The sequence below is a fragment of the Thalassobaculum litoreum DSM 18839 genome (assembly GCF_900102465.1).
GTDB lineage: Bacteria > Pseudomonadota > Alphaproteobacteria > Thalassobaculales > Thalassobaculaceae > Thalassobaculum > Thalassobaculum litoreum.
This window is the reverse complement of sequence record NZ_FNBW01000002.1, coordinates 98,117-116,967: the sequence shown is the minus strand read 5'-3', so window position 1 is coordinate 116,967 and position 18,851 is coordinate 98,117. Positions and strand designations below refer to the sequence as shown.

Annotated in this window: 21 protein-coding genes; 7 read left to right on the top strand and 14 right to left on the bottom strand. The window is 67.0% G+C overall.

Features of this window, described 5'->3' with window-relative positions; all coding sequences use genetic code 11:
• Positions 1-16 precede the first annotated feature (16 nt).
• The 5 genes from BLS34_RS03730 to BLS34_RS03710 all read right to left on the bottom strand — a co-directional run bounded on the left by BLS34_RS03730 (position 17) and on the right by BLS34_RS03710 (position 5,256).
• Positions 17-1,471, bottom strand: a complete 1,455-nt coding sequence (locus BLS34_RS03730) for a cryptochrome/photolyase family protein (protein ID WP_093148261.1) — start codon at positions 1,469-1,471, stop codon at positions 17-19.
• Positions 1,472-1,557: 86 nt separating this feature from the next.
• Complete coding sequence (locus BLS34_RS03725) at positions 1,558-2,745, bottom strand: EAL domain-containing protein (RefSeq protein ID WP_093148258.1); 1,188 nt, start codon at positions 2,743-2,745, stop codon at positions 1,558-1,560.
• Positions 2,742-3,473, bottom strand: a complete 732-nt coding sequence (pdeM, locus tag BLS34_RS03720) for a ligase-associated DNA damage response endonuclease PdeM (protein WP_093148257.1) — start codon at positions 3,471-3,473, stop codon at positions 2,742-2,744. The genes BLS34_RS03725 and pdeM overlap by 4 nt, the downstream gene beginning before the upstream one ends.
• Positions 3,474-3,537: 64 nt before the next feature.
• Complete coding sequence (hemF, locus tag BLS34_RS03715) at positions 3,538-4,386, bottom strand: oxygen-dependent coproporphyrinogen oxidase (RefSeq protein ID WP_028793928.1); 849 nt, start codon at positions 4,384-4,386, stop codon at positions 3,538-3,540.
• Between the two features lie 81 nt (positions 4,387-4,467).
• Positions 4,468-5,256 (bottom strand): class I SAM-dependent methyltransferase, encoded by a 789-nt coding sequence (locus BLS34_RS03710; RefSeq protein WP_093148256.1) that lies wholly within the window; start codon positions 5,254-5,256, stop codon positions 4,468-4,470.
• 217 nt (positions 5,257-5,473) lie between these two features.
• On the opposite strand from BLS34_RS03710, the gene BLS34_RS03705 reads away from it, so the two are divergent.
• The gene (locus BLS34_RS03705; protein ID WP_028793930.1) at positions 5,474-5,878 is read left to right on the top strand and encodes a nuclear transport factor 2 family protein; all 405 of its coding nucleotides are present in this window, start codon (positions 5,474-5,476) and stop codon (positions 5,876-5,878) included.
• Between the two features lie 495 nt (positions 5,879-6,373).
• Here BLS34_RS03705 and BLS34_RS03700 read toward each other — a convergent pair whose 3' ends face one another.
• Together BLS34_RS03700 and BLS34_RS03695 are read right to left on the bottom strand one after the other, a co-directional pair.
• The gene (locus BLS34_RS03700) at positions 6,374-6,748 is read right to left on the bottom strand and encodes a DUF2852 domain-containing protein (RefSeq protein WP_028793931.1); all 375 of its coding nucleotides are present in this window, start codon (positions 6,746-6,748) and stop codon (positions 6,374-6,376) included.
• Positions 6,749-6,860: 112 nt separating this feature from the next.
• The gene (locus BLS34_RS03695; protein ID WP_093148254.1) at positions 6,861-7,508 is read right to left on the bottom strand and encodes a TetR/AcrR family transcriptional regulator; all 648 of its coding nucleotides are present in this window, start codon (positions 7,506-7,508) and stop codon (positions 6,861-6,863) included.
• A gap of 132 nt (positions 7,509-7,640) precedes the next feature.
• Between BLS34_RS03695 and BLS34_RS03690 the strand changes: the two genes are divergently transcribed.
• Entirely contained in the window at positions 7,641-8,339 is a 699-nt protein-coding gene (locus BLS34_RS03690; RefSeq protein WP_028793932.1) for a putative 2OG-Fe(II) oxygenase, read from the top strand.
• 12 nt (positions 8,340-8,351) lie between these two features.
• Here BLS34_RS03690 and BLS34_RS03685 read toward each other — a convergent pair whose 3' ends face one another.
• The 5 genes from BLS34_RS03685 to BLS34_RS03665 all read right to left on the bottom strand — a co-directional run bounded on the left by BLS34_RS03685 (position 8,352) and on the right by BLS34_RS03665 (position 13,297).
• Positions 8,352-9,287 carry a sulfite exporter TauE/SafE family protein gene (locus BLS34_RS03685; RefSeq protein WP_093148253.1) on the bottom strand — a complete coding sequence of 312 codons (936 nt, stop codon included), beginning with the start codon at positions 9,285-9,287 and terminating at the stop codon, positions 8,352-8,354.
• A 126-nt stretch (positions 9,288-9,413) separates the two neighbouring features.
• Positions 9,414-9,944 carry a PAS domain-containing protein gene (locus tag BLS34_RS03680; protein ID WP_175474085.1) on the bottom strand — a complete coding sequence of 177 codons (531 nt, stop codon included), beginning with the start codon at positions 9,942-9,944 and terminating at the stop codon, positions 9,414-9,416.
• Between the two features lie 52 nt (positions 9,945-9,996).
• On the bottom strand, positions 9,997-10,557 hold the full coding sequence (locus BLS34_RS03675; protein ID WP_028793935.1) for a PAS domain-containing protein: 561 nt from the start codon (positions 10,555-10,557) through the stop codon (positions 9,997-9,999).
• Positions 10,558-10,596: 39 nt separating this feature from the next.
• Positions 10,597-12,537 (bottom strand): acetate--CoA ligase, encoded by a 1,941-nt coding sequence (gene acs, locus BLS34_RS03670; protein WP_093148248.1) that lies wholly within the window; start codon positions 12,535-12,537, stop codon positions 10,597-10,599.
• Positions 12,538-12,718: 181 nt separating this feature from the next.
• Complete coding sequence (locus BLS34_RS03665) at positions 12,719-13,297, bottom strand: regulatory protein RecX (protein WP_028793937.1); 579 nt, start codon at positions 13,295-13,297, stop codon at positions 12,719-12,721.
• 370 nt (positions 13,298-13,667) lie between these two features.
• On the opposite strand from BLS34_RS03665, the gene BLS34_RS03660 reads away from it, so the two are divergent.
• The 4 genes from BLS34_RS03660 to BLS34_RS03645 are packed head-to-tail and all read left to right on the top strand — an operon-like array spanning position 13,668 to position 17,353.
• Positions 13,668-14,837: an aspartate aminotransferase family protein gene (locus BLS34_RS03660; protein ID WP_028793938.1), complete on the top strand. Its 1,170-nt coding sequence runs from the start codon at positions 13,668-13,670 to the stop codon at positions 14,835-14,837.
• Positions 14,827-15,768, top strand: coding sequence for an ornithine carbamoyltransferase (gene argF, locus BLS34_RS03655; RefSeq protein WP_245701907.1), 942 nt, complete (start codon positions 14,827-14,829; stop codon positions 15,766-15,768). The genes BLS34_RS03660 and argF overlap by 11 nt, the downstream gene beginning before the upstream one ends.
• Positions 15,765-16,721, top strand: a complete 957-nt coding sequence (gene hslO, locus BLS34_RS03650) for an Hsp33 family molecular chaperone HslO (RefSeq protein ID WP_093148247.1) — start codon at positions 15,765-15,767, stop codon at positions 16,719-16,721. Before argF ends, hslO begins: the two co-directional genes overlap by 4 nt.
• A 32-nt stretch (positions 16,722-16,753) precedes the next feature.
• Positions 16,754-17,353, top strand: a complete 600-nt coding sequence (locus BLS34_RS03645) for a hypothetical protein (protein WP_093148245.1) — start codon at positions 16,754-16,756, stop codon at positions 17,351-17,353.
• Positions 17,354-17,441: 88 nt separating this feature from the next.
• Here BLS34_RS03645 and BLS34_RS03640 read toward each other — a convergent pair whose 3' ends face one another.
• A complete protein-coding gene (locus tag BLS34_RS03640; protein ID WP_093148243.1) occupies positions 17,442-17,915 on the bottom strand; it encodes an Hsp20 family protein in 474 nt (157 codons plus the stop codon).
• A 182-nt stretch (positions 17,916-18,097) separates the two neighbouring features.
• On the opposite strand from BLS34_RS03640, the gene BLS34_RS03635 reads away from it, so the two are divergent.
• The gene (locus tag BLS34_RS03635) at positions 18,098-18,535 is read left to right on the top strand and encodes a DUF1465 family protein (RefSeq protein ID WP_051244412.1); all 438 of its coding nucleotides are present in this window, start codon (positions 18,098-18,100) and stop codon (positions 18,533-18,535) included.
• 65 nt (positions 18,536-18,600) lie between these two features.
• Here BLS34_RS03635 and rpmE read toward each other — a convergent pair whose 3' ends face one another.
• Positions 18,601-18,819 carry a 50S ribosomal protein L31 gene (gene rpmE / locus BLS34_RS03630; protein ID WP_028793943.1) on the bottom strand — a complete coding sequence of 73 codons (219 nt, stop codon included), beginning with the start codon at positions 18,817-18,819 and terminating at the stop codon, positions 18,601-18,603.
• Positions 18,820-18,851 lie beyond the last annotated feature (32 nt).

The following is an 18,851-nucleotide window of genomic DNA, read 5'->3' as shown; positions in this document are numbered from 1 at the left end:
CAGGGAGACGGCGCGATCACCGCTTCTTGATCGTCTCCAGCGCCTCCAGCGCCCGCTTCCGCGCGCCCGCATGATCGACGATCGGACGCGGGTAGGTCTTGCCCAGGGTAACGCCGGCCTGCGACAGCTCCATCGGTTTCGCCTCCCATGGCTTATGGATCACCGCGTCGGGAAGCTTCGCCAGTTCCGGAACCCAGCGCCGGACATAGGCGCCGTCGCCGTCGAACTTCTCGCCCTGGAGCACCGGGTTGAAGATCCGGAAATAGGGGGCGGCATCCGCCCCGCAGCCGGCGACCCACTGCCAGCTCGCGGCATTGTTGGCGAGGTCGGCATCGACCAGGGTGTCCCAGAACCAGGCTTCGCCCTCGCGCCAGTGTATCAGCAGGTCTTTGATCAGAAACGAGGCGGCGATCATCCGGACCCGGTTATGCATCCAGCCGGTATGCCAGAGCTCGCGCATGCCGGCATCGACGATGGGATAGCCGGTCCGTCCCCGCTGCCACGCCGTCAGGCCGTCGGGATCGTCGCGCCAGGGAAAGTCCTCGAACTCGCGCTTCAGCGAGACCTCCGGCAGGTCGGGATTGTGGAACAGCAGGTTGTAGGAGAACTCGCGCCAGCAGATCTCCGACAGGAAGCTCGCCGTGCCGCGATCCATCGGATCGTTGCTGCGGGCCTCGCTGGCCAGCCGGGCGGCGTGCCAGATCCGTCGGGGCGAGATCTCGCCGAAATGCAGATGCGGCGAGAGGGCGGAGGTGGCCGCGGTGCCGGGGATATCGCGCTTGGCCTTGTAGTCGGGAACGGCCTCGTCGAGGAACCGCTCCAGGCGCTCAGCCGCCCCGGCTTCGCCCGGCGTCCAGGTCGCGCGGAGGCCGCCGGCCCAGTCAGGCCGCGTCGGCAGCAGGGACCAGTCGTCGAGCCCCTCGCTGCCCGTGGCCGTCGCCGGCGCGCGGAGCGTCTTCGGCGCGGCCAGCGGCGCGGCCGGGTCGCCCTTGGCCTGCACCGCCCGCCAGAACGGCGAGAAGACCTTCAGCGGCGTACCCTGTTTGGAGACAATCTCCCAGGGCTCGTAGAGCAGGCTGCCGTTGAAGCTCTGCGCCTCGATGTCGCGCTTCTTCAGGGCCGTCTTGATCCGGCCGTCGCGCTCGGTCGCCCAGGGCTCGTACCGCCGGTTCCAGTAGACGGCGTCGGCGCCGGTCTCCTGAATGACGGCATCGATCACGTCGGCGGCCTTCCCGCGCCGCAGGATCAGCGGGCTGCCAGCCTTCGACAGGGCCTTGGCGAGGTCCTCCAGCGCGTGGTGCAGCCACCAGCGCGACGCACCGCCTGGACGCCAGTCGCCCGCGTCGTCATCGTCGAGAACGAACAGCGGGATCACCGGCCCGCCGCGCGTCACGGCGGCGGCGAGGGCGGGATTGTCGTCCAGGCGCAGGTCGCGTCGGAACCAGAGAAGGGTCGGGGCGGTTTCAGGCATGAAAGGCTTGGGCCGGTTGCGGTCGGTAACATGAGGTACGCGGCCGCGCGCGCGCCGGATCAGGCCGACGCCCGGTCTGGAGACGGCTAGCGCCGCTGGGACCGGGGTTTCCGGCCATGGGGCGCTGTCGTCGCGGGCTTTTCGGCCGCGACCGGGTGGCTGAGACGGGCATCCACGCCCCATCCCTGGACCAGATGGATTCCGAGGGCCAGCGCGGTCTCGATCGCGGCCTCGTCCGGGCAGTGGTGCAGAACGATACGATCACGGCCGATGCGGTCCAGCATCTCAGTCAGCCGGGTGCGGGCGTCACCGTCGAGGCTCGCCAGGTCCGGTGCCCATTCGACCTTGATAAACCGAATATCGGACGAAGCCTCGGCCATGTGCGCCAAGGACGTCCAAGGCACGGCGTCCACCGCGACCGTCGCCTCGAGATCGGTGAAGCGGCGAAGGGCCGCGGCGAACCGATCCGGCGCGTCGATCATCTCGATATGGGACAGCTCGAAGATCAGATGCCGGCGCCAGTCGAAGCGCTGGTCGAGCAGGAAGGTCTCGAAGCTGTCGGACAGGACCGTGGACAGATGGATGTTGATCGACAGCCGCCGGTCGGTCTGGGCGCGGTCGCGCGAGAGGTGGAGCAGCATGCGCCGGTCCAGAATCTCGGTGACCCGGTCAAAAAGCCAGGGATTGCGGGTCAGCGGGATGCCGTAGAGCGTCTGGACCGCCTGAATGGAGGTGAAGATCTCGATCGCCAGGATCGACGGCGCTGCCGGGTCCGACAGATCGACGATCGCCTGTTCGCGTAGCAGGTTCGAGATATCCGCTGCGGCGAGATTGCGCTCGATCGCCAGGAACGCGGCCAGGGCCCTGCCGTCGTCGTCCTCGGCTCGGAAATCCGGGCGGTTCTCGACCGCCTTGGCCATCTCCCGGCAGGCGGTCAGGAACGGCTCGGGGCGGGTCTGCAGGGCGAACCTGGTCTCTTGGATCGGCGGTTTGCCGTGGGCCACCAGGAGGGACGAGAGCGATTTAACGGCGGTCTCAAGCGTCGCAGCGTCGCTGGTGCGGACAACGAAGCAGATCCGGTGGTCCGCCAGATCGAAGCGCTGGGCATCGAGCTGTCGGGCGCGCTCCTGCAGCCGGCCGACCAGGACGCGGAAGAACGCCGGATCGTCGATATGCGGCACGTGGGACAGGTCGACGAGCAGCGCGGTCGCATCGGGGTGCTCCTCGGCGGCCTTCACGGCCAGGGCCAGCAGGTCCGCCTCGCGCGTTCTCATCGCACGCTCTCTCGCCGTTCCACGGGCGTGCCGATTTGCGCCGGCGGTGGGGACAGAAGCTCGGAGGAGGGAACGCGCCAGACCCGTCCCGACTGCATCAGCGCCACCTCGAACCGGCGCGCGAACAGCCGGCGCAGATCCGGCGCGCACACATCGAGGCCGCCGGTATAGGCACCGAATGCCGGCAGGATCAGCCGCGCGCCGTCATTCACGAAGCAGCGTCCGGAGACGGTGCGGCCCTTGATCCGCAGCCGGGCCACGGGGTGGTAGTGGCCGGAGATCTCGCCCGGGCCGCCGGTGTCCCTGGCCTCGTGACGGAAGGTCAGCGGGCCGTCCACCACCCCGTCGGTGACGATGCCGCCGAGGCCGCTCGGCGGGCCCGGGTCGTGATTGCCGGTGATCCAGATCCACGCCACCGTCTCGACCAGGCGGGCCAGCGCGGCGCGGTCCATGTCGTCGAGCCGGGCGGATCCGGCCGCATCGTGAAAGCTGTCGCCGACACAGATCACCCGGCGCGGCCGATGGGCTTCGATGGCGGCGGCCAGCCGGGCGACGGTCGCCCGGGTGTCGTAGGGCGGCAGCAGCGTGCCCTTGCGCGCCAGGCTCGAGCCCTTCTCCAGATGCAGGTCGGCCACGATCAGCGTTTCGCGCGCCGGCCAGATCAGCAAGCCGCCGGGATCGGCCAGCAGTTCGGCACCGTTCAGGATCAGGGAGACGGGTTTGGTCATCTGTTGACGGTAGCGGCGGGATGCGGCCGGTCAAGCGCCACGTGGCCGTCCCTGGACGCCGGTCTCAGGGCCAGCGCACTTCCGGCGGCAGGCTCATCAGAATCGCCTCCACGTTGCCGCCGGTCTTCAGCCCGAAGATCGTGCCGCGGTCGTAGAGCAGGTTGAACTCCACGTAGCGGCCGCGCCGCACGAGCTGGTGCTCGCGCTCGGCTGGCGTCCAGTCCTCGTTCATCCGCCGGGCGGCGATCTTCGGGTAGGTCTCCAGGAAGGCCAGCCCGACATCCTTGGTGAAGGCGAAGGCGCTGTCGAAATCCTGGTCCAGGTAGTCGTAGAAGATGCCGCCGATGCCGCGCGGCTCGTCGCGGTGCTTCAGGTGAAAGTACTCGTCGCACCATTCCTTGAACCTCGGATAGTACGCCGGGTCGTGCTTGTCGCAGGCGGCCTTGAGGCCGGCATGGAAGGCGTCGGTATCGACCTGCTCCGGCACCATCGGCGTCAGGTCGGCGCCGCCGCCGAACCAGCTCTTGGTGGTGGCGATGTGCCGGGTGTTCATATGCACGGCCGGCACCTTGGGCGACTGCATATGGGCGACCAGGGAGATGCCGGTGGCGAAGAACCGCGGGTCCTCGTCGGCGCCGGGGATCTGCTTGCGGAACTCCTCGGAGAACTCGCCGTGGACCGTGGAGATGTTGACCCCGACCTTCTCGAAGACCCGGCCCTTCATCACGGACATCACCCCGCCGCCGCCGCCGTCCCGCTCCCAGGGCTTGCGTTCGAACCGGCCCGGCGCGCGGTCCCTCAGCGGGCCGTCGTAGCTGTCCTCCAGCGCTTCGAATGCGGCGCAGATCCGGTCGCGCAGTTCCTCGAACCAGCTCTGGGCGGTGGTGCGCTGATCGTCGGACGAGAGGTACATGGCGCCGCTCCTGCCGGGCTTCGGGACTGAGCAGAGAGAAGCACCGCCGACCGCACAGGGCAAGCACCTGCGCGCCGCCGGTCAGTGTCCCTTGTGCCGGGGCCGGGTGGCGTAGAGGGCGGAGAAGGCGAGGCGCTCCTCGAACAGTCCGGTGGGCTCCAGGGCAAGCAGGCGGGAGCGGGCATCTATCGCGAAGCTGTCGACCCGCGTTCCGAGACGCTTGGGATTGAAATACGAGGTGGAGAACATGTGACCGATCGCGTCGTCCACGGTCCACCGCCGCGCCACCGGATACAGTACCCGCTCGACCTCGCTGAAGGTGGAGGCGTGCAGGAACACTTCATGATGGCCGCGGCTGGCCGCGCCGGGGATGCCGCCCGGGCACCAGTCCCGCTTCAGGGCCTCGACCACCTGTCCGATCCGCGTCTCCGATCGGGTCCTGGTATCCTCATGCACGATTACCACGCCGCCGCCGGGCTCGAGCACCCGCTCCAGGCGTGCCAGGACCAGCGCCCGGTCGGCCCAGTGGAACGACCGGCCGAACAGGGCGACCCGCGCCGGGCCGTCCTCCGGCCCGACCGCCTCGGCGGTCTTGTTGGCGAAGAGGATGTCGGCGCCGAGTTCCGCCGCCTTGCGTTGGGCGGCGGCCAGCATGGCGCTGTTCGGCTCGATCCCGGTCACCGTCACCCCCAGATCATGCAGCCCGAAGGTCAGGGACCCGGGACCGCAGCCGATGTCGAGGACCCGGCCGATGCCGTCCTCCAGGGTGAAGCGCCTGACGATGTCGGCGATCATCTCCGGCGGATAGGCGAGGCGGTGGCGGACGTAGTGATCGACGGCGCTGTCGAAGAGAGTGGTGGTGTCGACCATGACGGGGCGGGCCGTAGGATGGTGAGGGAACCGCGAGCATACCCGATCCGCATGACGGATCGAGGTGCGGATCGACCGTCGCCCGCGCGGGCACCGGTTCCGTCATTGTCCCTTGGGCGTGCCCCATTGCCCCTTGGGCGTACCCAGGGGCCCCTGTACTCTGGCGCCAACCGATCCATGTGATCGGGGTGACAATCCATCGATGCAGGAGGACTCCATGACCAAGGCCTATGCAGAAATCACCGAGCTGATGCAGCGCTACTTCGACGGCTTCTACAACGGCGACGTGGAACTCCTGAAGACGGTGTTCCATCCGAGCTGCCATCTGCTGTCGGCCCGCGACGGCTCGCTCACCGATGACGACATGGACGCGGTCTACGCGCGGGTCGCCGGTCGTGCGGCCCCGGCCGCCAACGGCGAGACCAATCGCGACCGTATTCTGTCGATCGACCTCGCCAACCCTGAACTGGCCCTGGCCAAGGTGCAGATCGCCATCGGCCAGAAGCTGTTCACGGACTATCTGAACTGCATTCGGATCGGCGGCGAGTGGAAGATCATCTCCAAGGTCTTCACCTACGACCTGATGGATCAGGCTACCGTGAGCGCCCAGGCTGCCGAATAGGCGCGGTGACGGATTTGGGGTGAAGGTCTCGGGCGGTTGAGGGAAGTGTCGCTTTCCTCGACCTTCCCGTCTTCCCGGGCCTGCCCCGGGACCGAGACATCGGCGTGATGGAGCGCCGGAGACTGTTCCCTTGCCGTTCCAGCGGTTCCGATCCTCGGTCCCGGCGCGAGGCCGGGAAGACGGTTGAGAGCGGGGGAAACTCGCCGGCCGGGTAGCGCATCCAGCCTTAGGGAAAGTTCCCCTTAGAGACCGACTCCCCACGTTCTGCCGATGTTTCTACCTGCCGATGCTTCTGCGGGATGCTTTTTGTTTTTCAATTTATTAATGCTCTAAATGCAGAGGTTGCATCCATCACGGCGCCGTGTGAACTGGCTCGTTGACCGAAACTTTTTCTAGTTGTGACGTCCTGCTGGCGGGGCCCGAAGACGACGAAGGCCCGCTCCAGGCGGGCCTTCTCTCTTTCGGTCATGTGTGCCGCATCGGGCCCGGGGCGTGTCAGGCCGGGGTCGCGTCCGGCGACGGGCCGTCCGGGCGGGACCGGCGCTGGGACATGAACTGGTCGAACTCGGCCTTGTCCTTGGCCCGGCGGAGCTGCTCCAGGAAATCCTGGAACTCCTGCTGCTCTTCCTCGAGCCGGCGCAGGGTCTCGGCCTTGTAGTCGTCGAAGGCGGCATTGCCGCTCGATCCGCTGGCGCGGGACTCTGACTTCCACCACTGACCGCGGCTACGCTTGAAACAACCCATCCGTCCACTCCACATCATGTAACCCAGGATCGCGAGGCCGATCGGCCAGAAAACGACGAAGCCGGCGACCATCAGCCCGATCCAGGCCGGTTTGCCGTATTCATCGAGCTTGTGAACCAGCTCCATAGAACCTCCAATGTTAATGTTTATAACATTTACATAAGAGATCGCGCTGGGCGTATCAAGAAGGACGGGCGGAAAAATTCGTGTGAGAAATCCCGCAATCGTCGGCGCGTCGTCAGCGCTGGTGGACCGGCAGTCCCAGGCCCTGCAGATAGACCAGCACGCCGGCCTCCAGCAGCTCTTCCGGCGTCATCGGCAGGGACCGTGAACCGCCGGCGTTGCGGGTGAACAGGGAGGCGACCCCGTGGGCCAGGCTCCAGACATGCAGGGCGACCATCAGGGCCGGCGGTCGTTCGCCCTCCGGCGCCAGTGCACATAGGGTGTCGGCGGCCCGGCGCAAGACCGAGAAGGCCTCGTCCGAGGCGCGGCGCAGCTCCGGCGTGGCGTTGCGGTCGATCCCGGCCTCGAACATCGCCGAATAGTGGGACGGCTCCTCGCGGGCGAAGGCGAGATAGGCCTGACCGGTGCGCTCGAAGGCGGCGAAGGGATCGGGCTTGCCGTCGTCCCAGGCCGCCGCGAGCTTGTCGGCGAACAGGATGAAGCCGCGCTCGGCCACATCGGCGAGCAGGGCGTCGCGGTCGCGGAAATGCCGGTAGGGGGCGGCCGGGCTGACCCCGGCGGAGCGGGCCGCATCGGCGAAGCTGAAGCCACCCGCGCCCTTTTCGGCAATCAGGTTCAGGGCGGCCTGTATCAGGGCCTCCTTCAGATTGCCGTGGTGATAGCCGCGCCGCGGGCCACCGGATCCGTCTCTCGACCAGCTCATGAACGCCTAATTAGGCCATCGTCCGGGGGAATGCAGCCGCAATCGTCGCCCGGATGGTTGACGGGGGCGGTTGACGCGGGAGCGGGGCGATAGCATTGCTGTGCCATCGACTGATCCGCTGCCGAGGGCGCGATGGCCACCATCCTGAACTGCTTTCCGCTGACCGTGTACAAGGACCGGCTGGGCCTCGACCAGGCCTATCGCCGCCAGATCGGCGACGCGGTGATCAACGCCTACCGCACCGGCTCCAAGGCGGGGGTGTCCAAGACCAGCGCCTGGACCGGCGACCGCAACGGCCGCGAGTTCCTGCACCTGGAACCGGCGATGGCGCCGATGTTCAAGGGAGTGCATGCCCGGATGGTGGACTATCTGCGGGCGCTGAAGATCGACCCGTCGAAGCTCGACCTGCACTACACCCGGTCCTGGGGCACGGTGAGCGAGCCGGGCCAGTCGATCCGTCGCCACCGCCACAACCAGAGCCACATCTCGGTGGTGTACTACCCGGTCAAGGATGCCGGCACCGGCAATCTGGTGTTCCACCTGCCGGACCCGCTGAACGAATTCTCGCCCGGCCTGTTCGAGCAGCATTCCCGCGACATGGGGCTGATCACCGAGAGCAACATCCTGAATTCCGAGATGGTCGACCTGCCGGTGGAGGAGGATGACATCGTCATCTTCCCGTCGAAGACCTATCACGGCACCGAACCCAACAACACACCGGGCACCCGGATCTCCATCGCCATCGACGTGGTGATCACCCTGAAGGACAGCGGCGGCGTGGAATACCTGATGCCGCCGGCGGAGAAGTGGCGGAAATCCCAGGACGTGTGAGCCGGCCCGGCCTCAGTGACCGTTGAGGACCTCGGGATGCAGGGACTCGACGCTGAACAGTTCCGTCGGCGTGGCGGTGAGATCGACGGCGAGCTTGAGGCTGACCGCCAGCACCATCAGGGCCAGCAGGCCGCGGAGCTGTTCGCCGCGCAGGTTGGCGCCGAGCCGGGTGCCGATCTGGGCGCCGACCACGCCGCCGATCAGCAGCACGATGGCCAGAACCACGTCCACGGTCTGTGTATTGATCGCCTGCAGGAAGACGACGTTGGCGGTCACGAAGATGATCTGGAACAGCGAGGTGCCGACGACCACGCTGGTCGGCATGCCGAGCAGGTAGATCATCGCCGGCACCAGGATGAAGCCGCCGCCCACGCCCATCATCGCCGTCAGCGTGCCGATCACCACGCCCACGCCCAGCGGCAGCAGCACGCTGATATACAGCTTCGACTTACGGAACCGCATCTTGAACGGCAGCCCGTGCAGCCAGGTGTGCTGATGGATCTTGCGTCGCCGCGGCGTGGCCGAGCGGGTGCGCCGGATCGAGCGAATGCTCTCGTTAAGCATCAGCCCGCCGATGCTGCCCAGCAGGATCACGTAGCTGAGCCGGATGACCAGATCGATCTGGCCGATCGAGCGCAGCGCGTTGAACAGCACGACGCCGATCGTCGAGCCGAGAATGCCGCCCAGCAGCAGGACCGTGCCCATGCGCAGGTCGACATTGCCGCGCCGCCAGTGGGCGAGCACGCCGGATACCGAGGCGCCGACGATCTGGTTGGCGCTGGTCGCCACCGCCACCGCCGGCGGAATGCCGATGAAGATCAGCAACGGGGTCATCAGGAAGCCGCCGCCGACGCCGAACAGTCCGGAGAGGATGCCGATCGCGCCACCCAGCCCAAGGATCACCAGAAGGTTCACGGAAACCTCGGCGATCGGCAGGTAGACGTGCATGGCGTGCTGCCCGGTTTGAGAAGCGGATCGTATCTTATGCGCCCGTTCCCGTGGGGCCTGTCAATGACCCGACGTCATTCGCCGCGACTCTGGCAAAGATTTTCAGGTCGCAGAGACCGGTGGGTCTCAGTCGGGGATGCCGGCGCCGATATCGAGAAACCGTCGGTCGAGCACCTCGGTGACCGTTGCCACCCCGTCATTGCCGAAATCGAAATCCGGCTCCTGCGACGGCTCGGTTGTCGAACAGGAGTAGAACCAGCGCACGCCGGTGTCGTCGCGCACCGGAAAGCCGAGCGAGACCCGCTCCATGGTCAGCCCGCGCCAGGCGACCGAGCGCATGCGCGTGTACATGCCGCAGGGCGTCGCGCAGGCAGCGAAGAACGGCCGGGCGGCGGCCTTGCGGCGATCCGCGGGCACCATGTCGAGATAGTTGCGGCCGGTGATCTCCTCGTCATAGGCGCGCCCGATCACCGTGCCCACGATCCGCAGGCGGATGTCTGTGGGCGAGATCAGCTCGTGCACCACCATATGGGCCAGCGCACGGCCAAGCCGCTCGGGGTGGAAGTCGCGCCGATGGGGGACGAGGCCGGTCTTCGGCAGGGCGGCCCAGTGGTCGGCGAACGTCTGCAGGGTGGGATTGAGGCCGAGATCCGTCACGCCGTAACCTCCTCGACGCGCAATGGCGCGCGCCGCGGGACGTGGGTACCGTTCAATCGTTGAACTCCGGCACGCCTGCCCCGATGTCGATATAGCGCCGATCGAGAACGTTCATCACCTTCAATGCGTCGCGGGCGTCGACATAGGTCTTCCGCTCCACCGCCGGGTTGGAGCAGAAATAGACGAGCTTCGCCGTGCCGTGGTCGTCGCGCATGGGAAAGGCGATGGACTCCCGGGTGAGAACGGTGCCGTTGGCGGCGGTCGAGCACAGGTGCACCAGCATGGCGGCCGGCTGTTCGCAGACCAGGAAAATCGCCCGCGAGGCCTTTTCCCGCCGGGCCTCGTCGACGAAATCGAGATAGTTCCGGCCGGTGATCTCCTGGCCGTAATCGTCGACCACCGCCGTGCCGACCAGCCGCAGCTTCAGGTGCTCTGGCGAGACCAGTTCGTGAATCACCAGGTTGGCCAGCAGCCCGGGGATGCGTTCCGGCTCGAAATGCCGGCGGCTGGGGATCAGGTCGACGGACGGCAGGGACAGCCAGTAGCGGGCGAACGCGACGGACAATTCCGTCGCGTTCTCTAGGTTGGCCATGATCTGGTCGTCTCGCGACATTCCCGCTCCCCTTTCGAGGATGGGCCAGATGCCTGACGCCTATCCCCTGTTCATCCGGTTTTCGACCAGGTCATCGACCACGGCCGGATCTGCCAGGGTGGAGGTATCGCCGAGCTGATCATGCTCGTTTGCGGCGATTTTCCGCAGGATCCGTCGCATGATCTTGCCCGATCGGGTCTTTGGCAACCCCGGTGCCCATTGGATGAGGTCCGGCGAGGCGATGGGTCCGATTTCCTTGCGCACCCACTGGACCAGTTCCTTGCGCAGCTCCTCGCTCGGCTCCTCGCCGGCGTTAAGGGTGACATAGGCGTAGATGCCCTGACCCTTGAGGTCGTGCGGATAGCCGACCACGGCGGATTCCGCGACCTTGGAATGGGCGACCAGCGCACTCTCGACCTCGGCGGTCCCCATCCGGTGGCCCGAGACGTTGATCACGTCGTCGACGCGGCCGGTGATCCAGTAATAGCCGTCGGCATCGCGCCGGCAGCCGTCGCCGGAGAAATAGCGGCCCGGGAAGGTTGTGAAATAGGTCTGGATGAAGCGCTCGTGGTCGCCGTAGACCGTGCGCATCTGACCCGGCCAACTGTCCTCGATGCAGAGGTTGCCCTCGGTCGCCCCCTCCAGGTCGTTGTGCTCGTTGTCGACCACGACCGGCTTGATGCCGAAGAACGGCAGGGTGGCGGAGCCGGGCTTCAGTGAGGTGGCGCCGGGCAGCGGCGAAATCAGGATGCCGCCGGTCTCGGTCTGCCACCAGGTGTCGACCACCGGGCAGCGCTCGTCGCCGACCACGCGGTGATACCACAGCCAGGCTTCCGGGTTGATCGGCTCGCCCACGGAGCCGAGCAGGCGCAGCGACGAACGGTCGGTCTTCTTTACCGGGTCCTCGCCCTCGCGCATCAGCGCGCGGATGGCGGTCGGGGCGGTGTAGAAGGTGTTCACCTTGTGCTTGTCGACCACGTCCCAGAACCGGCTGGTGTTGGGATAGTTCGGCACACCTTCGAACATCAGCGTCGTCGCCCCGTTGGCCAGCGGGCCGTAGAGGATGTAGCTGTGGCCGGTAACCCAGCCGACATCGGCGGTGCACCAGTAGACCTCGCCCGGCTTGTAGTCGAAGACGTATTCGTGGGTCATCGACGCATAGACCAGATAGCCGCCCGAGGTGTGCAGGACGCCCTTGGGCTTACCGGTCGAGCCCGAGGTGTAGAGGATGAACAGCGGGTCTTCCGCGCCGATCTCCTCCGGCGGGCAGTCCGGCGAGGCCGCGGCGGTGACGTCGTGGTACCAGTGGTCGCGACCCTCGACCATGGTGACGTCGTCGCCGGTGTGCTGGACGACGATCACGGTCTTGCAGTTCGGGCAGTGCTCGAGCGCCTCGTCGGCGTTCTTCTTCAGCGGGATGTGACGGCCGCCGCGCATGCCGGCATCGGAGGTGATCAGCACCGTGCTGTCGCAATCCTCGATGCGGCCGTGCAGACTCTCCGGCGAGAAGCCGCCGAACACCACGGAGTGAATCGCGCCGATCCGCGCGCAGGCCAGCATCGCGTAGGCGGCCTCGGGGATCATCGGCATGTAGATGGTGACCCGGTCGCCCTTCTTGACGCCCAGATCCTTCATCGCGTTGGCCAGGCGGCAGACCTGCTCGTGGAGTTCGCGATAGGTGATCGTCCTGCTGACGTTCGGCTCGTCGCCTTCCCAGATGATGGCGGCCTGGTCGGCCTTGTCGGCGAGATGGCGGTCGATGCAGTTCGCCGCCACGTTCAGCGTGCCGTCCTCGTACCAGCGGATGTGCAGGTCGCTGGCGTCGTAGGAGACGTCCTTCACCTTGGTATACGGCTTGATCCAGTCGATCCGCTTGCCGTGCTCGCCCCAGAACCCTTCGGGGTCCTCGATCGAGCGCTTGTACATCTCCTGGTACTTGGCGGTATCGACCAGGGCGTTGGCGGCGAACTCCGCTGGTACCTCAAGGATGTCTGTGGACATGCGATCGCTCCCTCTGCCCTCTGCTTTTCTACCCCTGTCCGGGGAGGTTTTCAGACCGCAGTATCTGCATCGGGCGCGTGGTTAACAAGATGCGGGTCCGAAGTTTCCCGACGATAGGACGGATTATGTCAAGGAACGCGAAACCTTGCGGCCGGTTCTGTCAAAGGATTTACAACACGGTTTACAGCGTATCGCCGCGCATCGCCTCCTCCAGCGCGTCCGCGTCTTCCAGGTCCAGGACCCGCCGGGCGATATCGAGGGAGAAGCCGGCGCGGGCCAGCGCGGCCATGTCCCGGTCCCGGCGGTCCTCCCGTTCCTCCGGAGCGCGCAGCGGCCCGAGCCGGCGCCGGCGGGCGAAGCGGCAGGCGGCGGCGATCTCGGCTGCCTCGCTGTCCTCGCCGTCCTGTTCCTCCAGCACCGTGTCGATCAGCTCGCCGTCGACACCCTTTTCGCGCAGCTTGAGCGCGATCCGGCGGGCGGAGTCGCCGCGGCGGCGCAGGCTGGCGGCCTTGCCTTCGGCGAAGCTGCGGTCGTCGACCAGGCCCGAGGCGGCGTAGCGCGCGACGACGTCCTCGACCCAGGGCGTCGCCTCGGCCGGATCGCAGCGTTCCTCCCACGCCGCCTTGTCGACACGGCGCATCAGGACGCGGCGCAGGCCTTCCACGGAGCTGGCATAGCGTTCCAGATAGTGCAGGGCGGCGCGCTCCAGATAGGCCTTGGTCAGCGGGCCGCGCTTCTTTCCACGAGGGGGCTGTCTCATGGGGCGAGACTAGCACGCCTGGCCCTTCGATACGCCCCTGGGGGCGCGTAGGGCGAGGGGGCTCTCCCATTCGAAAATCCCGTCATCCCGGACGCCTCCGGACCCGATCCGGGGGCGGGCCGGGACCCGGTGGTGGCGCTCGGGTTCGCCGGGATGACCGCATGTCTTTGACAGGGGCTCGAACTCGCTCGAGAGGAACTCGAGGATCGGGTGCCGTGAATACACCTGTAAATATTAATCGAACGATCACGCGGTTCACGTTGACAAGCGCCGGACGCATACTGAGTATCACCGTTTTCGCCGGTCCGGGGGCGATTCGCGCAGACCCGGCGGCAACAAGTGAGGAGTAAGTGTCGTGGTGACTAGCGTGATGCCGACCTATGGCCGGATCGACATCGCCTTCGAGCGGGGCGAGGGACCCTACTTGTACAGCACCGACGGCCGACGATTCCTCGACTTCGCGACCGGCATCGCCACCAACTCCCTGGGCCATGCCCATCCGAAGCTGGCCAAGGCGATCGCCGACCAGGCCGCCAAGCTGATGCACGTGTCCAACCTGTACAGGATTCCGGAGCAGGAGGCGCTGGCCGACAAGCTGGTGGCGACGTCCTTCGCCGACACCGTGTTCTTCTGCAACTCCGGTGCCGAGGCCCTGGAAGGTTCGATCAAGGTGGCGCGCCGCTACCAGTTCCATGTGGGCCAGCCGCATCGGACCAAGGTGATCTGCTGCAACCACGCCTTCCACGGCCGGACCCTGGGCACCCTGTCGGCGACCGACAAGGAAGCCTATCGCGAGGGCTTCGGCCCGCGGGTGCAGGGCTTCACCCATGTCGCCTTCGGCAATCTGAACGAGATGCGCGACGCCGCCGCTGCCGACGATGCGGCCGCCATCCTGGTGGAGCCGGTGCAGGGCGAGGGCGGAATCTTCGTCGCCCCGCCGGAATACCTGCAGGCGCTGCGCGAGATCGCCGACGAGTTCGGCCTGATGCTGGTCTTCGACGAGGTCCAGTGCGGCATGGGCCGGACCGGCAAGCTGTGGGCCCACGAGTGGTCGGGCATCGTTCCCGACATCATGGCGACGGCCAAGGGTCTCGGCGGCGGCTTCCCGGTCGGCGCGGTGATGGCCAGCGAGAAGGCGGCCTCCGGCATGAAGCCGGGGCTGCACGGCTCGACCTATGGCGGCAACCCGCTGGCCATGGTCGCGGCCAAGACGGTGGTCGACATCGTCTCCGAGCCGTCCTTCCTGGAGCACGTGGTCAAGACATCGGAGTCGCTGCGCGATCAGCTGAAGAAGCTGGTGGCGAAGCATCCCGGCGTGATCGAGGAGGTGCGCGGCTCCGGCTTCCTGATGGGCCTGAAATGCGTCGTCCCTGCCGGCGATCTGCAGACCGCGCTGCGCGAGAAGGGCCTGCTGACCGTGGGTGCCGGCGAGAACGTGCTGCGGGTCCTGCCGCCGCTGACCATCGAGGAGAGCCATGTGTCTGAGGCGGTCGGACTGATCGACGCGGCCTGCGCCGGGCTGGCCCGTCATGCCGCTTGACCGGGCGGGCGAACCGATGACCGGGGGGGTGAAGCACTTCCTCGATCTCGATCAGGTCGATGCCTCGACCCTGCGCGGGATGATCGAGCAGGCGAAGGACTTCAAGCGCGGCGACGGGTTGGCCGAGCGTCCGCTGGACGGCAAGGTGCTGGCCCTGATCTTCGAGAAGCCCTCGACCCGCACGCGCGTCTCCTTCGAGGCCGGCATGAAGCGCCTCGGCGGTGAGGTGGTGGTGCTGAACGGGGCGGATCTCCAGCTTGGCCGCGGGGAATCCGTGGCCGACACCGCCCGTGTGCTGTCGCGCTATGTCGACTGCATCATGATCCGGACCTTCGCGGAGACCACGCTGATCGAACTGGCGGAGAACGCCACGGTGCCGGTGATCAACGGGCTGACCGACCGCACCCACCCGTGCCAGCTCATGGCCGACGTGATGGCGTTCGAGGAGCATCGCGGGCCGATCAAGGATCGGGTGATCGCCTGGTCCGGCGACGGCAACAACATGGCGGCCTCCTGGATCCAGGCGGCGGTGCAGTTCGACTTCGTGCTGCGCATCGCCTGTCCGCCGGAACTCATGCCGCCGCAGGACGTGGTCGACTGGGCCCGGGCCCAGGGCGGCCGGGTGGAGATCACCCACGACCCGCAGGCGGCGGTGTCCGGTGCCGACGCTGTGGTGACCGACACCTGGGTCTCCATGGGCGACGCGGATTCCAACCGTCACAACCTCCTGGCACCCTATCGGGTGGACAGCGCGCTGATGGCGAAGGCCAGGCCGGAGGCGGTGTTCATGCACTGCCTGCCGGCCCATCGCGGCGAGGAGGTCACGGCGGAGGTGATCGACGGCCCTCAGTCCATCGTGTTCGACGAGGCCGAGAACCGCATGCACAGTCAGATGGCCATCCTGCACTGGTGCCTATCGGAGACGAGATGAGAGAACGCGAAGCGCTGTTCGAGAACACCGGTCGCGACGACATCATCCTGCCTTTCCAGATCGACCCCTACGGACTGCGCGGCCGCGTGGTCCGGCTCGGGTCGGTCATTGACGGGATTCTGGGCCGCCACGCCTATCCGGAAGCGGTGTCGGTGATGCTTGGGGAGACGGCGGCGCTGGCCGCCTGTCTCGCCGGGTCGCTGAAGTACGAGGGCGTGTTCACCCTGCAGACCAAGGGCGACGGACCCATCGGCGTGCTGATGGCCGACGTGACCACGGCCGGCGCGGTGCGCGCCTATGCGACCTTCGACGCCGATCGGGTGGCGCAGCTCGACCCCGCCGACGTGGCGGCGCGGTCCGTGCCGCGCCTGCTCGGCGGCGGCTACATCGCCTTCACCGTCGACCAGGGCGCCAACACCGACCGCTATCAGGGCATCGTGGAGCTGTCCGGCCGGACGCTGTCGGAATGCACCCATGCCTATTTCCAGCAGTCGGAGCAGCTCGATGCCGGCGTCCTGATCGCCGCGGGCCGCCGCGACGACGGCTGGCGCGCGGGCGGCATCATGGTTCAGCGCCTGCCCTATTCCCGCGACCTGCCCGGGCGGCCCAGCGAGGACGAGTACGACGACCTGTGGCGCACGGCGGTCACCCTGATGAGCAGCGCCCGCGCCCAGGAACTTCTCGCCGCCGACCTCGCGCCGGACCAGTTGCTCTACCGGCTGTTCCACCAGGAGGGCGTGCGGGCCTACGAGGCCCAGCCGATGACCGATTCCTGCCGCTGCTCGCGGGAGCGGGTGGAGCGCGTCCTGCTGTCCTTGAATCAGGACGAGATCGAGGACATGAAGGTCGACGGCGCGCTGATCGTTAACTGTGAATTCTGCAAGCGCGAATGGCGCTATGATGACGAGGCGCTCGAGGCGTTGCGCAAATCGGCCGCGTCTCCGGGTTTCTGATATTCCACCGATCGAGAAGAGGACACGCCCCCATGCGCCTCGACCGCCGTACCCTGATGATTTCCGCCCTGGCCGCCGCCGGTGTCGGCTCGCTGCCGGCCTGCACCACGCCGAACCCGACCCCGGTCTATCCGGACCTGACCTTCGTGAACCGGCAGCCGATCCGGCTGAATGTGGGCACCCTGCAGATCGTCGACGAGGTGGTGCCGCCGATGACGGCGCCGAATGTCGAACATCTGGCCCCCGTCGCCCCGGCCGCCGCGATGGAGCGCTGGGCGCGTGACGTGCTCCAGGCCGGCGGCAGCTCCGGCCGGGCGGTCATGGCGATCCGCCAGGGCAGCATCGTGGAGGAGCGGCTGAAGACCACCACCGGTCTGAAGGGGGCCTTCACCACCGATCAGTCCGAGCGCTATACCGTGGCGATGGCGGGCAAGCTCGACCTGTTCGACGGGGCGGGCATCCGCCTGGGTCAGGCGCTGGCCGAAGCGGAACGCTCCAAGACCATCGCCGAGAACGCGTCGCTGAACGACCGCGAGCGGCTCTGGTACGATCTTGTCGAGGCGACCGCACGCGATTTCGCCACCGCCATGGAACGCGCGATCAAGCGCGAGCTCGCCGCCTACGTCTATTAAGGCCGTATTTGACCCAGCGGCAGTTCCGGGCATGAAAAAGGCCGGCTCCCTCGGGAGCCGGCCTCGTTCGTCAGAGGCGGGGCGCCGGTCAGGCGGCCTGCGTGCCCTCCAGGCGCTTGGTCGACACGCCGCTGGCGATCTCGACCTTGCGCGGCTTCTTCTCCTCCGGAACCTCGTGGACGAGGTCGACGTGCAGGAGGCCGTGCTCGACACTGGCGCCGACCACCTTGATGGTCTCGGCGAGCTGGAAGCGGCGCTCGAACGCGCGGGTGGCGATACCGCGATGCAGGAAGCTGCGGTTGGCCTCCTCCTCGGTCTTCTCCACCTTGCCGGAGATCACCAGCGTGGTGTCTTCCACGGTGATGTCGAGGTCGCCCTCACCGAAGCCGGCGACCGCCATGGTGATGCGGTAGTCGTCCTCACCGAGCTTTTCGATGTTGTAGGGCGGGTAGGCCGGAACGTTGGCGGCATCGCCGGCACGCATCATGTCATCCATGAGCCGCGCCATGCGGTCGAAGCCGACCGTGGACCGGAAAACGGGGGTAAAATCAATCGTACGCATGCCACATCCTCCTCAGAAGCGAAGTGGTTTCAGACCCATGCCCGCCATACTGGCCGGGCGGTTCACTGCCGGGACCCGATCATCGGCGCCCCGGCGACTATCCAGATAGGCACAGCATAATTTCAGTTCAAGAGGGGTATCTCGGGTTGGACATCCACTCGGCCTGCCCCATACTTGTTTTGATGACGCAACAAATTAACCAAAGGACCGCGGTTGCTGCGGTCGTGGTCCTCGATGGCCCGTATCGGGAGGTCATGGACCTTTTGGAGCAGGCCCGAAGCCACGCCGAGCGCAGCCGCAGAACCGGTTATCCCCGTCGGATGCCGCCCTCGCGCGGCCGCACGCGGGCGAGTTGCGAGGCGCTGCGGGTCACCACCCGGTTGTCGCAATGTCTGGCCTGGCTGATGGTGCAGAAGGCGATCCATGCTGGCGAGCTGCCGCCGGAGGCCGCCCGCGACCCGGGCAACCGGCTCGACGGGCATGACGTCTGCTCCGTGACGGATGCCGAGCAGGACCCCGAGATCTCGGACGAGCTGCGCAGCCTGCTGACCCGCAGCCGCCGCCTGTTCGAGCGGGTGTCGCGCCTGGACGACCGCATCGGCGGCGGCCGCCGATCATGATCAAGTCCTGAAAACGAAAACGGCGGCCCGAAGGCCGCCGTCCGTAAACCGTCGTTCCGTATGGATCAGATGCCGAGGCCGGCGAAGCGCTTGTTGAAGCGCGCGACCTGACCGCCGCTGTCGACGATGCGGTGCTGGCCGGTCCAGGCCGGATGCGACTTGGAGTCGATTTCCAGCTTCAGCACGTCGCCCGGCTTCCCGTAGGTGGAGCGGGTCATGTACTCGGTGCCGTCGGTCATGACGACCTTGATCTCGTGGTAGTCCGGATGGATATCGGCTTTCATCGGGTCTCTCCCGTCACGTCGTCGAGGCGCCC

What these genes read in the sequence shown, in the direction of transcription:
- BLS34_RS03730 (WP_093148261.1), bottom strand. Translation starts at nt 1,471, where the DNA reads ATGCCTGAAACCGCCCCGACCCTTCTCTGGTTCCGACGCGACCTGCGC.
- BLS34_RS03725 (WP_093148258.1), bottom strand. Translation starts at nt 2,745, where the DNA reads ATGAGAACGCGCGAGGCGGACCTGCTGGCCCTGGCCGTGAAGGCCGCC.
- pdeM (WP_093148257.1), bottom strand. Translation starts at nt 3,473, where the DNA reads ATGACCAAACCCGTCTCCCTGATCCTGAACGGTGCCGAACTGCTGGCC.
- hemF (WP_028793928.1), bottom strand. Translation starts at nt 4,386, where the DNA reads ATGTACCTCTCGTCCGACGATCAGCGCACCACCGCCCAGAGCTGGTTC.
- BLS34_RS03710 (WP_093148256.1), bottom strand. Translation starts at nt 5,256, where the DNA reads ATGGTCGACACCACCACTCTCTTCGACAGCGCCGTCGATCACTACGTC.
- BLS34_RS03705 (WP_028793930.1), top strand. Translation starts at nt 5,474, where the DNA reads ATGACCAAGGCCTATGCAGAAATCACCGAGCTGATGCAGCGCTACTTC.
- BLS34_RS03700 (WP_028793931.1), bottom strand. Translation starts at nt 6,748, where the DNA reads ATGGAGCTGGTTCACAAGCTCGATGAATACGGCAAACCGGCCTGGATC.
- BLS34_RS03695 (WP_093148254.1), bottom strand. Translation starts at nt 7,508, where the DNA reads ATGAGCTGGTCGAGAGACGGATCCGGTGGCCCGCGGCGCGGCTATCAC.
- BLS34_RS03690 (WP_028793932.1), top strand. Translation starts at nt 7,641, where the DNA reads ATGGCCACCATCCTGAACTGCTTTCCGCTGACCGTGTACAAGGACCGG.
- BLS34_RS03685 (WP_093148253.1), bottom strand. Translation starts at nt 9,287, where the DNA reads ATGCACGTCTACCTGCCGATCGCCGAGGTTTCCGTGAACCTTCTGGTG.
- BLS34_RS03675 (WP_028793935.1), bottom strand. Translation starts at nt 10,557, where the DNA reads ATGTCGCGAGACGACCAGATCATGGCCAACCTAGAGAACGCGACGGAA.
- acs (WP_093148248.1), bottom strand. Translation starts at nt 12,537, where the DNA reads ATGTCCACAGACATCCTTGAGGTACCAGCGGAGTTCGCCGCCAACGCC.
- BLS34_RS03665 (WP_028793937.1), bottom strand. Translation starts at nt 13,297, where the DNA reads ATGAGACAGCCCCCTCGTGGAAAGAAGCGCGGCCCGCTGACCAAGGCC.
- BLS34_RS03660 (WP_028793938.1), top strand. Translation starts at nt 13,668, where the DNA reads ATGCCGACCTATGGCCGGATCGACATCGCCTTCGAGCGGGGCGAGGGA.
- argF (WP_245701907.1), top strand. Translation starts at nt 14,827, where the DNA reads ATGCCGCTTGACCGGGCGGGCGAACCGATGACCGGGGGGGTGAAGCAC.
- hslO (WP_093148247.1), top strand. Translation starts at nt 15,765, where the DNA reads ATGAGAGAACGCGAAGCGCTGTTCGAGAACACCGGTCGCGACGACATC.
- BLS34_RS03645 (WP_093148245.1), top strand. Translation starts at nt 16,754, where the DNA reads ATGCGCCTCGACCGCCGTACCCTGATGATTTCCGCCCTGGCCGCCGCC.
- BLS34_RS03640 (WP_093148243.1), bottom strand. Translation starts at nt 17,915, where the DNA reads ATGCGTACGATTGATTTTACCCCCGTTTTCCGGTCCACGGTCGGCTTC.
- BLS34_RS03635 (WP_051244412.1), top strand. Translation starts at nt 18,098, where the DNA reads ATGACGCAACAAATTAACCAAAGGACCGCGGTTGCTGCGGTCGTGGTC.
- rpmE (WP_028793943.1), bottom strand. Translation starts at nt 18,819, where the DNA reads ATGAAAGCCGATATCCATCCGGACTACCACGAGATCAAGGTCGTCATG.